An 11,820-nucleotide genomic window follows, 5' to 3' on the forward strand; every position below is an offset into this window, starting at 1 on the left:
ACTTTAAACTCAGGGCTATTTCATTCTAAAAATAGACTTCAATTGCTTGAGGCTGAAGCCACAACGACGCTGTGCTTGAGCCATGTTGTGGAACCCTAAATCACGATAGAGGTTGAGTGCCAGGTTGCGGGCAATTGTCCAAAGTTGCGGTAATGGCACCACTCGAATTCTGGAAGCATCTTCGCCCTGAGTCACGTCACGCACATAATGCACTTTGTTTTCCACTCCCCAGTAAGCTCGAATCCGCTCGGCAAATTGCTGTGCTGTTTCACTCAATGATGAAATGTAGTAGCGCGTTTCTGGCTTGCCGACGATTTCATAATTGCCTTTGAGCAAGGTGCGCGTGGCAGTCACCCGAATCAAGGTACACAGTCCTGCCCAGGGACGAATGCCCGCCAAACTACGACAAATACTGACCGTTCGCTGCTCAAGTCGTCCATGCCCTTGATTCGATTCGCTGTAGGTCTCCTCCGGTTGGAAATGCGCCACGATGTCGTTGAGCAAGCCTGCATGATTCCCTTTGAGCGCACCCAAATAGTGATTGCCGCTCTCAACAATTTGCTGACAACTTTTTTTGGGTGTTGATCGCATCAAAGCCAAACACTACGCCAAACTGAGCAAACTGTTTCACCAATTCGGGCAAGACCTTAATTTCATTACTCTTGCGCTCGACCTCAAACGGTTCGAGGATAATGCCCCGCTCAACCAAGTACACACTCACCAATTGGATCGCAGGATGAGGCTCAGTTGTACAATGCTCACTTGCGATTTGATAAGAACCCCGTAAGTGCTTGCCATCGACTGCTATCATCTCGCCAACCTGAGGCTGAATCTCAAAGAACTTGGCGAGACAGGCGGAGTACTGGGAGTAATCCACGTTCAGTAGCACTCGCCGGATGGTGCTGTAAGAGGGCAAGCGTCCTTTGGGCGGCGCAAACATTCGACTAACTCGTCATGGTACGCTTCTAGCCAATCACCAATGGCTAAGAAGCCGCGACAACCTGCTGCAACCGCAAGCGTGAACAAGGCTAAACACAAGGCTTGATTGTGCCTTTGTCCCGCTCCACGTCGAGGGTCAGGCAAATGAGCAAAGGCTTCCAGGATGGCAAGCGTCGTCATGGCAGGGCAGGAAAGAGCGACATTGCAAGTTTACGAGAAACAATCGCCTCTGACTAGAATGAAATAGCCCTGACTTTAAACTAATGTGATAAAGCCGCTATGAATGATTTTCAACTAGGAGTTTGGGGCTTCTCATTGATACTGCGAAGGGATTCCAAGTATCCAACAGCTAACCCCATGCCGCCACCCCATAGCAACCAAGCCGCGATTAATAACAGCTTGGACTGGTCATAACTGTAGATGTTTTGAAACCAAGTTAGCACGCTGCCATCAATGAGCGTAGCTGTTGTAGTTTCTATTGCTAGAGCGCTTAATAGTTCTGCACCACTGACTTTTCCAAAGATTGCGCTTATCTTCACAAAGATCCAAGAAATAGGAATTGCCAGGGCGAATAGAAACAACAGCCAGGGGCTATCGTTGATAAACAATTTTTCTCCTCCCAGCCGGATAAACAGTACGCCTGTAAACCAAAAGATAATCCCAAGTAGTATGAAAAAAGCCAAATTAAGCGATTTCTTCTCTTCAAGTGTCTGAGTCATGATGCTCTCTGTAAATGGAGTATAAGAGTCTTAAGAGTTGATTTCTTTGCGTTGCTTAAGATACTCTCTACCCTACAGATAGTCAGAAGTGTTGAAAGATAGATTAAGCGACGAAAAAAAGGGACAGAATGCAGTATTCTGTCCCCTAGTAAACAAAAAATGATGCCTGATGATAGCCTCATTTCCGAAGCTTGTCAAATCGATCTTGATGCAGCTTTGTCCGCATGACTATCCCGTTTTGAACTCGCGCTTGTTCTTTGAAATCTGGTTGACCTTTGTGTTGGACAAGGGCTTAACCAGCATGAGAGACTTATTTTACCGCCTAAATCGTACAGGTGTTGAGGTCGATATATCCACCTTTTCTAAAGCTTGCAAAACTCGAACGGATGGGCACTTTTGTCGAATCTATGCACAGTTAATTGAGCAAGTAAAGCGCAAACAGCCGACCGCGGCTCAGATACTTTTTCCGATTGATTCAACCATCGTTACACTTACCAGCAAGCTATTTTGGCTGCAAGGATATCACCAAGTTAAATTACTGAATGGAATCAACTTAGAGCAAGGATATTCGAGTGAATGCTTGATTCATTTTGGGCAAGGACATGATGCAAAGTTTGCCGATTCGATTAGCACGATGATTCCCGAAAACGGCATCGGCATCATGGATAGAGGCTTCGCAAGCTGGGAATTTCTCGACCAAATGAGTCTCACTCAAACAAAGTTTGTGGTGCGAATCAAGAACAATATGAAGACTGAACTTGACCACGACCGTTACCGCGTGGTTTGGTTCTGTGATTTGGAGAGTCGGAGCGAGTTTCGTCTGGCAACTAATGTCAATGAGATGAGCGACAAAGAAATCAGTGATACCTATCGGCATCGTTGGCAAATTGAGGTGTTATGGAAGTTTCTCAAGATGCACTTAAAGCTCGATCGTCTGGCTCTTCCGGATCCGGGGTGAAAATCGTATAATATGATACTTTCAGTCAGGGGTTGCGCCAATGGACATACATCTTGATAGATTGCTTAGCTTCCCTCACGTTACGGTTGAAAGTTGCATTCAAAAAGACAATGAAGTGTACTTAAAGTTGCGCTTGCTCAATCAAGAATCTAGCTGTCCACACTGTAAGAAATCAAGTTCGGAGTTGCATCAAAACCGTCCGATTTTGATTCGAGACCTATCGATTTTTGGTCAAGTCACTTATTTGAAAATTCCTCGTCGTCAGTTTTATTGTCGTGATTGTCAACGTTATTTTACTGAGTCATTGACATTTATGGATGCAGGACGGCAGTACACTCGACGCTATGAGGAGCATATTTACCAGCAAGTACAACTGTCAAGTATGGAGCAAGTGGGTCGCGTAGAAGGGTTAAGCTTTGAGCGCATTGAAGGGATTTTCAAGCATCAGTATGCACAGAAAAAAACACAGGATGGGCAGGAGTCAAACGCATTGGGATTGATGAAATCAGCAAGCGGAAAGGGCATCAAAACTTCGCCACCGTTATCGGCGACGTTGAGACCGGGAAATTGATTGAAGTGATTGACAGCCACCAACAGGAAGACATTATTGAAACCCTGAAGCAGCAGCCCCTAGAGGTGCGTGCAAAAGTTGAAGAGGTGAGCGTGGATATGTGGGGAGGATTCCCAAAGGTAGTCAAGAGGGTGTTTCCCAATGCCGTGGTAGTGATTGACCGCTTTCATGTCATGAAATTAGTCAATGAGGAGTTAAATAAAATTCGTAGACAATCGGGTGTATCAGACCGAGGTAGCAAATTCATTTTGCTCAAGAATGGCAAGGATTTAACAGCAGAAGAAAAGACAAAGTTAGAAGAGATTCTGAAACGGTCAAAGCGATTAGGAAAAGCCTATGAGTGGAAAGAAGAGTTTCGCGCGATTTATGAACAACCATTAACCGTTGAGGAAGGCAAGCGTCAGATCCAAGGGTGGCTCGATAAAGCGCGAGTCGTCTATAGAGAAGCAAGCACAACGATTCGTAACCATTTAGATGGAATTAGCAACTACTTTCGGAATCGCACAACGAGTGGCGCAATGGAGGGAATCAACAACCGAATTAAATTGATTAAACGGCAAGCTTATGGCTTTGTCAATTTCAACAATTTTCGAGAAAGACTATTAGCCTGCTTCTCTGATTAAATAAAGTTATCACCGTACTGACGGGAGAACCGATCGTCTCATCACCAAGAATGTGAATGGGGTGAGTATTCAGATTTATAGAGTGCATCCCACTTTTGCGATGAGTAAAAGTGCTTAGTTCTAGACTTTGGCGATAGCGATAAACTTTGAGTATTGTACTTTTACCCGATACCTGTCATGGACGCTGAGAAAAAAGCCCAAATCCAAGCCCATGCTCGTGCCCTTGCCGCTCTGCTATACGAGGAAACTGACCCAGAGCAAGTGAAAACGTTGGCAGGGATTGAGGCGGCAGTGCGAGGACATCTGCTCGAACATGTCAGCCCAGAGATCGGGGATTTTTTATTGCAACAAGTAGCGGCACGACAAGTGGACGAAAGCGTCGCATCGAGAGCATCCTTGGACAACTGCAAGTGAGTGAGAAACAAGCTCAAATTCTGGAGGTGAAAGCGTACACACGATGGAGTCCTTACCTGGAGCGGTGTTGTTTGTTGGTGAGTGCCAATGAATCGTATGAGCGGGCGGCAGAAGACATTGAAGTGTTGACTGGGATAAAGGTTTCTCACAGTACTCAACAGCGATTAGTGCATCGTCAAATCTTTGAGTTACCGCAAGTGGAAGAAACGGTTGAGGAGATGAGTATCGATGGAGGTAAAGTGCGATTGCGAACACCCGAAGGAGAACCGAGTGAATGGCGAGATTACAAGGCAGTGAATCTGCACGAGTCCTGTGTTGCTGCCTTCTTTCAAGACAATGAGCAGTTGGTCAACTGGGTCAATGTTCAGTCTTTATCTGACCCATTGACTTGTATTGGAGATGGGCATGATGGGATCTGGAATGTCTACACCCAGATTGGCAACCAGACCCAAAGACGGGAGATTTTGGACTGGTATCACTTGGTTGAGAATTTGGGCAAAGTGGGTGGTTCTGTGCAACGTTTAGATGCCGTGGAAACCTGTTTGTGGCAAGGCGATGTCGAGGGCGCAATTGCACAGTTTGAGGATTGGCAACACGAGCGGGTTACGAATTTCGTTAGCTACCTTAACAAGCATCGACAGCGGATTGTCAATTATGGCTACTATCAAGCTGAAGGAGTCTCCATTGGTTCCGGGGCAATTGAATCGACCGTTAAACAACTTGGGCGGCGAATCAAGATATCGGGGGCGCAGTGGGACAAAGATAACGTTCCGCAGGTGCTGAAGCAACGTTGTGCCTACCTCAATGGGCAATTCTCAACATGAGTCTTGCAAAATTGGGATGCACTCCTATAAAAATCATGCTTGTTCAGTTCTTCAACCGCTGTTTCGACGGGAAAATCACTACCTATCCCTGAAATAGAATTTAGTAGATCATCAACATTTGCATTTGCATCTTTGCGGATCTTCTTTGCCGCACGCACATATTCACCAACTTTAGTACGCGCATCTTTTCTAAAGAGACCAAATATCTTGAAAGAAGTCCGTTCCCACTGCTCAAGTAGCCTATCTCGTTCTTCTTCTCTCAAGTCTTTCCGAAGCATAATTGCCACTGCTAGTAATCTTGCCTGAGTAATATCAGTGACAGCATTTCTTCTTTTATCTGCATACAGCCTGGATAAACAAGATGTGATCTCTTTAAGCCAAACCGTATTCTCAATGATTTTGTTGATGATCAAATCATTGCCAGATAGCTTTATACAATCATTTTTGAAGAATTCAAGAGTATCTTCCGCGCTGAGAGGTCTTCCCGCTCCACTTTCCTCCTTTAAAGTCGCGGCAAATCGTATTATTTCATGCCCTGGGATATTCTGAAGTCCAATCTCTCTGTATATATCAGACCAGTAGCCATGAAGCTCATTTAAGTGCTGACTGAAAAGATCGTTACTCTCTGGGCTACTTGCATATTCGTATAATAGTCCCATCAATAAGCTTTTACACTTATCAAGCCAGTCAACATCAAGTCCTCGGCTATTTAAGACTTCAAAAATGGTATATACTGCACCTTTATCTTCTAGCGATTGAAAGATGAAGTAGAGATAATTTTTTACGAGAGCAAGTAGTTTTACCGCATTGGGGTGAGCGTTTACAAATTTCTCACAATCTTTAATTGCTTGTGATATGTTTTTGTCGGCAATAGTTCTTATAGAACTTATTTCTGGCTTTTGTCCATCTTTTAGATAATTTCTGAGAATGAGTCGATTATCATGATTATTCTGTAAAATGATCAGCCTTCCATCATCTTTGACTAGCAACTTATTTAATTCTTTTGCTTCATCAAGCTGATGATCAGATTCAAGCTTAAGACTTATAGACTTTAGAAGAATAACTAGCGTTGTCAATCGTTGTTGCCCATCAACAACATCATAAATATAGAAAGTGTTAGAACCAACTTGCTCTTTATCCTTCGTTTTCAGGCAGACGATAGTTGCCATAAAATGAGTTCTTTCATCGTATTTCTCCCTAGCTAACTCCAGCTTTTTAATGTCTTCAAATAATTCATGCCTCTGCCTTGACTGCCAACTGTAGTGACGCTGGTATTCGGGAATCCTGAAAAGTTTGTCGCTTAAGATTACGATTAAAGGCTTGAATTCAGGCTGAATCATACTACATATAGGCTAGTCAGTAACGTCTATTATATCGCCGCTGCCCTCAAAGCAGTACCTCTTCGACTCGCTGCATCAACCTGGCTTTGAAGCCTGACCGACAATCTTTCGCTTGCGCCCTGACAGGTTAGTTGAGGCGGCATAACGACCAAGCTCACCGGACGCAGATAACCTTTACAACTCAACCGATAACTTGCGGCGTTCCGGTGCAGCGACTTGTTATGACGCGCTGAATACTGCCCTCTTTTCTTCACTCAGCACTATTGATAGTATCAATCTCTCCAGGCAACACTACAGGAATTTCTGCATTTACGAATCCAGAGGCATCACGAGTTACGATCACATCAACGCCATGCCTTACTGCACAAGCATACTGCACTGCATCTTCAAAATCTTCAAAATTCAATGCTAGAGCCTGCTCTAGTATCTCTAAATTTACTGCACAAATATTTAGATCGCTTAACACCTGCATAATTGCATCTTGAGCCGCTACTCTCCCTGCTGCTCGGCGGACAATGTAGTAAATGTTGGTTATTGTCGTGGCTGCAATAAATCCCTCAATTTCTCCAGCATCAATACGCTCAAATAATCTTGCTGCACTTTCTACAAATGGCTCTCGTTCTTGTAAAAAATCAAGAACAACGTTGGTATCAATCAGAACTCGCATTACTGATACTTCTCGGTCAGATAGGTTACATAATCCGCCTGGGCGTTACTCTCCCCCGCAACTGCCGAAATCTTAGCGACACCTCGTAAACGCGACAGGTTTCTCCGCTTCGGCTGAGGGTTGGTTTCCCGCTTCAAAGAGTCTAAAAGAACCTGTACCAATTGCCAGCGATCGCCAGTAGGCAACTGCAATGCCTGATTTTGTATTTCTTGCAACGTCATCAGCCTTTTCCCTGCAACTCTGTATCCATTGTAAGGTGCTGTTCCTGCCACCTAAAAGCACTTTTGCTCAAGGATTTCTATCCACCTTGGACACCAACAGATAAGCTTTCGGTTGCGCCCCAACCGAGGGCTGAGCGGCATAACGGCTCAAATCAGCGGCAGCAGATACCCTTAAAGTCAGCACCCGTAGCTTGCAACCGTCCGCTGCATTTGAATGGTTATGCTGCCCCGCTCACCCAAAGACTTAGGCTACAGTACACCCATTAGTTTTGGAAGGCTGACCGATCAGCCAGGTGGGAAATCTCAAGGTTTTGTGGAACCGTGAACCAACGCCCTGGATTTTATCGAGTTTTAACGCTTGAGGTTTAAGCTTTGATCAAGTTGAACTTTGACAGTTGAGCGTTAAGCGTTGAGCGTTAAGCGTTGAACTTTGAATTTAAGCGAATATAGGGCTAACGCCCCACATCCTAGCCTGTAATGCCAGGCTGAGCAGTCCACAAATTTAGAGGTTTTCAATCGACCAGCCAACCCTATTCTAATCGGGAATTTCAATCATTGTTCTAGCATTGCTCACAGATAAAACACGATCGACACTTGATTTAAAGTCCTCAATGAATGCCTGTCGTCTTTCTATTTCTCTCGGCAAGTTTGTCGGATCAAGCAGTTCAACACCTTCCCTAGCCATGAAGCTATCTGCAAGCGACTGATATTGCTCCGAATTCATTGTCTCAGCACGTCCCAGAACTTCCAAAGCCAACTTGTCTAACCGTTCTTTGATTCGCTCCTGAGCGGTTTCATAATCTTCTCGCGCTTTAAGATAAGCAGATTGAATCGTTGTTAATGTTGATTCATAGTATTTGATAAAATTTTTCATTTCAATTGCCTCTGCAACAGTCATTTCCTCACCTGCAACATTGACAAGTGTTGTAGCGTTCGATCGAACGATAGCTCTCTTGACCGTTCGTCGTCGCGCAATCAAATCATTTACTCGTTGCAAAGTTGCTCTGGCTTGAGTTGTGTATTCCTCTCTAGATTGAAATCCGGTTGGAATTTTGCCTACTCCTACTACAGTAATCAGCGTGTTTTTGTCGAGACTTGTTCTTGCTGACTCAATCCGCTTTTCTAGTAGCGTTAATTCTGCCAGCGCATCTGTGACGGTCATAGTAGTCATGCAAATCCACTTCCTGATGCCAAAACTAATTAAAATGCCTCTTTATTGTGCCCAAGATGTCCAAATCCGTTACCTTACCTGAAACACGGGCAGACAAGGGTTCTATTACTCACACACCAATGACTCAGGCAGCATAACGGTGAAGTTGTGCGGCGGCAGATAACCTCAAACACCCACCGATAACCTCTGTGCCGTCCGCACCAACGCAGTGTTAGCTGGCTGGCTGTACCCTTGAGTATATCTCACACAACTGAGTTACCCTTAAGAGTGCATCATTAAAACTAGCTAAATGACCAAAGCATTTTCAATGTATGACAGACCCCGGCTCAAATAATAATCCTGAATTACTCTCGGTAGCTCAAACTGCAAAGTTGCTTGATGTGACTCGCCAGCGAGTCCATGACTTAATTAAGAATGGTCAGATTGCGGCTCGTAAATTGGGACGTTATTACTACATAGAAGCAACCGAGTTAGAGAGGTATAAAAACCAACCTACTGGAAAACCATACCAACCACGGAGTACAAGCTCTCAGGAAGACTCTATTGACAATTGTCAATAGAGTCTTGTAGACTCAAGCATACTAAAGTACTAGAGGTTAGGTTAATGTTCCCATCTGAAGTAATTACGGCTAATTTTGCTACTCAGGAAGGGCTACAGCAAGGAGTGCATCCCACTTTTGCGATGAGTAAAAGTGCTTAGTTCTAGACTTTGGCGATAGCGATAAACTTTGAGTATTGTACTTTTACCCGATACCTGTCATGGACGCTGAGAAAAAAGCCCAAATCCAAGCCCATGCTCGTGCCCTTGCCGCTCTGCTATACGAGGAAACTGACCCAGAGCAAGTGAAAACGTTGGCAGGGATTGAGGCGGCAGTGCGAGGACATCTGCTCGAACATGTCAGCCCAGAGATCGGGGATTTTTTATTGCAACAAGTAGCGGCACGACAAGTGGACGAAAGCGTCGCATCGAGAGCATCCTTGGACAACTGCAAGTGAGTGAGAAACAAGCTCAAATTCTGGAGGTGAAAGCGTACACACGATGGAGTCCTTACCTGGAGCGGTGTTGTTTGTTGGTGAGTGCCAATGAATCGTATGAGCGGGCGGCAGAAGACATTGAAGTGTTGACTGGGATAAAGGTTTCTCACAGTACTCAACAGCGATTAGTGCATCGTCAAATCTTTGAGTTACCGCAAGTGGAAGAAACGGTTGAGGAGATGAGTATCGATGGAGGTAAAGTGCGATTGCGAACACCCGAAGGAGAACCGAGTGAATGGCGAGATTACAAGGCAGTGAATCTGCACGAGTCCTGTGTTGCTGCCTTCTTTCAAGACAATGAGCAGTTGGTCAACTGGGTCAATGTTCAGTCTTTATCTGACCCATTGACTTGTATTGGAGATGGGCATGATGGGATCTGGAATGTCTACACCCAGATTGGCAACCAGACCCAAAGACGGGAGATTTTGGACTGGTATCACTTGGTTGAGAATTTGGGCAAAGTGGGTGGTTCTGTGCAACGTTTAGATGCCGTGGAAACCTGTTTGTGGCAAGGCGATGTCGAGGGCGCAATTGCACAGTTTGAGGATTGGCAACACGAACGGGTTACGAATTTCGTTAGCTACCTTAACAAGCATCGACAGCGGATTGTCAATTATGGCTACTATCAAGCTGAAGGAGTCTCCATTGGTTCCGGGGCAATTGAATCGACCGTTAAACAACTTGGGCGGCGAATCAAGATATCGGGGCGCAGTGGGACAAAGATAACGTTCCGCAGGTGCTGAAGCAACGTTGTGCCTACCTCAATGGGCAATTCTCAACATGAGTCTTGCAAAATTGGGATGCACTCTACAGCAAGTTTATAGGAGCGAACATGGTGTTCTCTATCAAGGAGATTGCCTTAAATTCCTTTCATCGCTACCAAGTGAAGTTGTAGACGTTGTGTTTGCCGACCCGCCGTTTAACCTTGGGAAAGAATATGGTGAGGGAGTTAGCGACCAGATGGAGATTGAGAAGTATCTAGCCTGGTCGAAACAGTGGCTTGATGAGAGCGTTCGAGTACTTAAACCTGGTGGCAGTCTGTTTGTATTCAACTTGCCTAGATGGTGTATAGAGTACGGGGCATATCTCAATCAGAAAGAAATGTGGTTTCGACATTGGATTGCTTGCAGGATGCCGAAAGCTTTTCCTAGAGGTAAAAAGATGTCTCCTGCCCACTACGGGCTAATCTATTACACCAAAGGAGAACCAGCAGTTTTTAATAAGGTTTATACACCTATTCAGGTTTGTCGGCACTGTGGCGGAGAAGTTCGTGACTATGGGGGACATCGCAAAAGTCTGAATGAGAAAGGCATTAATTTAATGGATGTTTGGGATATGCCAGAGGATGTTTGGGAGAATGCTGACGAATCTAACTCGAATGAAGTTTTATGGACATTAGCCGAGGAAATGTGGACTGCTATTCCTCCGGTTCGGCATCGTCGGCATAAAAAACGGGTTCCTAACGAACTTGCTCCTATCATGTTAGAGCGAATTATTGCGATGGCATCTAATCCAGGTCAAATAGTGGTTGATCCATTCGGTGGTTCTGGTACTACATTTTATGCAGCAGAAAAACTACACCGTTATTGGATTGGTTCAGAAATCGGTGATACAGAGCCAGCAATAGAACGCTTGACCAACTTAGCTAACGGAATCGTTGAGCAATGGGAGTCAGCACGAGGAACCAAGAAATTGAAGCAGCGCAAAACGGCTGCATCGCAACTACCTATTCCCTATTCTACATAGCTTTTAGACAGAAATATTTAGACTAACGCACGACCATCCGTTCCTTTGGTAATCATCGGTACACTGCTATCTATTTGATCATGCTCAATCACAAAAATTGCAAGAAAACCTTCTCCGAGGCGAACTGCTCGCCAAACATCAAAATATGGCTCTAGCTCTTCATAGTTGCCAATGCGGTCAGTTAGATAAGGGTAAAGTTTTCTGCTTGGCAGTACCAGAACAGCACCCAAAAAAACATTCCGTAATAATCCGAGAACCATTTTATTGACTGCTCGATGACTCGAGGAAATGTTGCCTGTCTCCCATTCAAGAGCGAAAAGATGGTTATCAAGGGCTTTTGTTGCATCCACTTTTCCTGGCGAGCGAGTTGCGTAGTTAATCGAGGTTTCTAAATTCCACCCAAACCTGTCCCTTAAAGCAATCATACAAGCTTCCTTAATTGGCTTTACACCGTTACCGTGCCTTGTGGGATTAATGGTAAACCTTGATGTACCAGGAGGATAAACAATTAAGGAAATAGCTTCACGGATCGGCTCTTCCGGATCCGGGGTGAAAATCGTATAATGTGATACTTTCAGTCAGGGGTTGCGCC

General features: G+C 44.8%; 13 protein-coding genes and 2 pseudogenes. 7 read left to right on the forward strand and 8 right to left on the reverse strand.

All coding sequences use genetic code 11. From position 1 onward, the window contains the following. Positions 1-15 precede the first annotated feature (15 nt). The 3 genes and pseudogenes from O77CONTIG1_RS28420 to O77CONTIG1_RS17015 form a co-directional block, all read right to left on the reverse strand. Positions 16-940, reverse strand: a pseudogene (locus tag O77CONTIG1_RS28420) (ISAs1 family transposase). Continuing rightward, entirely contained in the window at positions 880-1,119 is a 240-nt protein-coding gene (locus tag O77CONTIG1_RS28425) for a transposase family protein (protein WP_156435402.1), read from the reverse strand. Before O77CONTIG1_RS28425 ends, O77CONTIG1_RS28420 begins: the two are co-directional and overlap by 61 nt. A 110-nt stretch (positions 1,120-1,229) precedes the next feature. Then, on the reverse strand, positions 1,230-1,658 hold the full coding sequence (locus tag O77CONTIG1_RS17015) for a DUF5367 family protein (RefSeq protein WP_068512901.1): 429 nt from the start codon (positions 1,656-1,658) through the stop codon (positions 1,230-1,232). 208 nt (positions 1,659-1,866) lie between these two features. On the opposite strand from O77CONTIG1_RS17015, the gene O77CONTIG1_RS17020 reads away from it, so the two are divergent. From O77CONTIG1_RS17020 to O77CONTIG1_RS17035, 4 genes are all read left to right on the forward strand, one after another. Next, positions 1,867-2,616 carry a transposase gene (locus O77CONTIG1_RS17020; protein WP_172799714.1) on the forward strand — a complete coding sequence of 250 codons (750 nt, stop codon included), beginning with the start codon at positions 1,867-1,869 and terminating at the stop codon, positions 2,614-2,616. A 40-nt stretch (positions 2,617-2,656) separates the two neighbouring features. Then, positions 2,657-3,187, forward strand: a complete 531-nt coding sequence (locus O77CONTIG1_RS25635) for a transposase family protein (protein WP_197673217.1) — start codon at positions 2,657-2,659, stop codon at positions 3,185-3,187. Then, on the forward strand, positions 3,121-3,810 hold the full coding sequence (locus O77CONTIG1_RS25640) for an ISL3 family transposase (RefSeq protein WP_286132713.1): 690 nt from the start codon (positions 3,121-3,123) through the stop codon (positions 3,808-3,810). The genes O77CONTIG1_RS25635 and O77CONTIG1_RS25640 overlap by 67 nt, the downstream gene beginning before the upstream one ends. A 177-nt stretch (positions 3,811-3,987) precedes the next feature. Continuing rightward, a protein-coding gene (locus O77CONTIG1_RS17035) for an ISKra4 family transposase (protein ID WP_156434832.1) occupies positions 3,988-5,048 on the forward strand; the annotation gives its coding sequence in 2 pieces (ribosomal slippage) (positions 3,988-4,144 and positions 4,144-5,048; 1,062 coding nt in all). On the opposite strand, the gene O77CONTIG1_RS17040 is transcribed toward O77CONTIG1_RS17035, so the two are convergent. The 4 genes from O77CONTIG1_RS17040 to O77CONTIG1_RS17055 all read right to left on the reverse strand — a co-directional run bounded on the left by O77CONTIG1_RS17040 (position 5,021) and on the right by O77CONTIG1_RS17055 (position 8,447). After that, positions 5,021-6,388 (reverse strand): DUF262 domain-containing protein, encoded by a 1,368-nt coding sequence (locus O77CONTIG1_RS17040; protein WP_068512907.1) that lies wholly within the window; start codon positions 6,386-6,388, stop codon positions 5,021-5,023. The two genes, O77CONTIG1_RS17035 and O77CONTIG1_RS17040, sit on opposite strands and share 28 nt — an antisense overlap. 250 nt (positions 6,389-6,638) lie before the next feature. Then, the gene (locus O77CONTIG1_RS17045) at positions 6,639-7,055 is read right to left on the reverse strand and encodes a type II toxin-antitoxin system VapC family toxin (protein WP_068512911.1); all 417 of its coding nucleotides are present in this window, start codon (positions 7,053-7,055) and stop codon (positions 6,639-6,641) included. After that, positions 7,055-7,276: a hypothetical protein gene (locus O77CONTIG1_RS17050; protein WP_068512914.1), complete on the reverse strand. Its 222-nt coding sequence runs from the start codon at positions 7,274-7,276 to the stop codon at positions 7,055-7,057. Before O77CONTIG1_RS17050 ends, O77CONTIG1_RS17045 begins: the two co-directional genes overlap by 1 nt. A gap of 535 nt (positions 7,277-7,811) precedes the next feature. Continuing rightward, complete coding sequence (locus O77CONTIG1_RS17055; RefSeq protein WP_068512917.1) at positions 7,812-8,447, reverse strand: hypothetical protein; 636 nt, start codon at positions 8,445-8,447, stop codon at positions 7,812-7,814. A gap of 311 nt (positions 8,448-8,758) precedes the next feature. On the opposite strand from O77CONTIG1_RS17055, the gene O77CONTIG1_RS28430 reads away from it, so the two are divergent. The 3 genes and pseudogenes from O77CONTIG1_RS28430 (at position 8,759) to O77CONTIG1_RS17070 (ending at position 11,228) form a co-directional block, all read left to right on the forward strand. Next, positions 8,759-9,007 (forward strand): helix-turn-helix domain-containing protein, encoded by a 249-nt coding sequence (locus O77CONTIG1_RS28430; RefSeq protein ID WP_084782787.1) that lies wholly within the window; start codon positions 8,759-8,761, stop codon positions 9,005-9,007. A 199-nt stretch (positions 9,008-9,206) separates the two neighbouring features. Beyond that, positions 9,207-10,266, forward strand: a pseudogene (locus O77CONTIG1_RS17065) (ISKra4 family transposase). Next, on the forward strand, positions 10,263-11,228 hold the full coding sequence (locus O77CONTIG1_RS17070) for a DNA-methyltransferase (protein WP_068512920.1): 966 nt from the start codon (positions 10,263-10,265) through the stop codon (positions 11,226-11,228). Before O77CONTIG1_RS17065 ends, O77CONTIG1_RS17070 begins: the two are co-directional and overlap by 4 nt. A gap of 17 nt (positions 11,229-11,245) precedes the next feature. Here O77CONTIG1_RS17070 and O77CONTIG1_RS23720 read toward each other — a convergent pair whose 3' ends face one another. After that, entirely contained in the window at positions 11,246-11,806 is a 561-nt protein-coding gene (locus tag O77CONTIG1_RS23720) for a restriction endonuclease (protein WP_084782788.1), read from the reverse strand. Positions 11,807-11,820: the final 14 nt, after the last annotated feature.

The organism is Leptolyngbya sp. O-77, from assembly GCF_001548395.1.
In the GTDB taxonomy this organism is placed as follows: Bacteria; Cyanobacteriota; Cyanobacteriia; order Elainellales; family Elainellaceae; genus Thermoleptolyngbya.

What these genes read in the sequence shown, in the direction of transcription:
- O77CONTIG1_RS17040 (WP_068512907.1), bottom strand. Translation starts at nt 6,388, where the DNA reads ATGATTCAGCCTGAATTCAAGCCTTTAATCGTAATCTTAAGCGACAAA.
- O77CONTIG1_RS17070 (WP_068512920.1), top strand. Translation starts at nt 10,263, where the DNA reads ATGAGTCTTGCAAAATTGGGATGCACTCTACAGCAAGTTTATAGGAGC.
- O77CONTIG1_RS17050 (WP_068512914.1), bottom strand. Translation starts at nt 7,276, where the DNA reads ATGACGTTGCAAGAAATACAAAATCAGGCATTGCAGTTGCCTACTGGC.
- O77CONTIG1_RS17045 (WP_068512911.1), bottom strand. Translation starts at nt 7,055, where the DNA reads ATGCGAGTTCTGATTGATACCAACGTTGTTCTTGATTTTTTACAAGAA.
- O77CONTIG1_RS17015 (WP_068512901.1), bottom strand. Translation starts at nt 1,658, where the DNA reads ATGACTCAGACACTTGAAGAGAAGAAATCGCTTAATTTGGCTTTTTTC.
- O77CONTIG1_RS25635 (WP_197673217.1), top strand. Translation starts at nt 2,657, where the DNA reads ATGGACATACATCTTGATAGATTGCTTAGCTTCCCTCACGTTACGGTT.
- O77CONTIG1_RS17020 (WP_172799714.1), top strand. Translation starts at nt 1,867, where the DNA reads ATGCAGCTTTGTCCGCATGACTATCCCGTTTTGAACTCGCGCTTGTTC.
- O77CONTIG1_RS28425 (WP_156435402.1), bottom strand. Translation starts at nt 1,119, where the DNA reads ATGACGACGCTTGCCATCCTGGAAGCCTTTGCTCATTTGCCTGACCCT.
- O77CONTIG1_RS28430 (WP_084782787.1), top strand. Translation starts at nt 8,759, where the DNA reads ATGACAGACCCCGGCTCAAATAATAATCCTGAATTACTCTCGGTAGCT.
- O77CONTIG1_RS17055 (WP_068512917.1), bottom strand. Translation starts at nt 8,447, where the DNA reads ATGACTACTATGACCGTCACAGATGCGCTGGCAGAATTAACGCTACTA.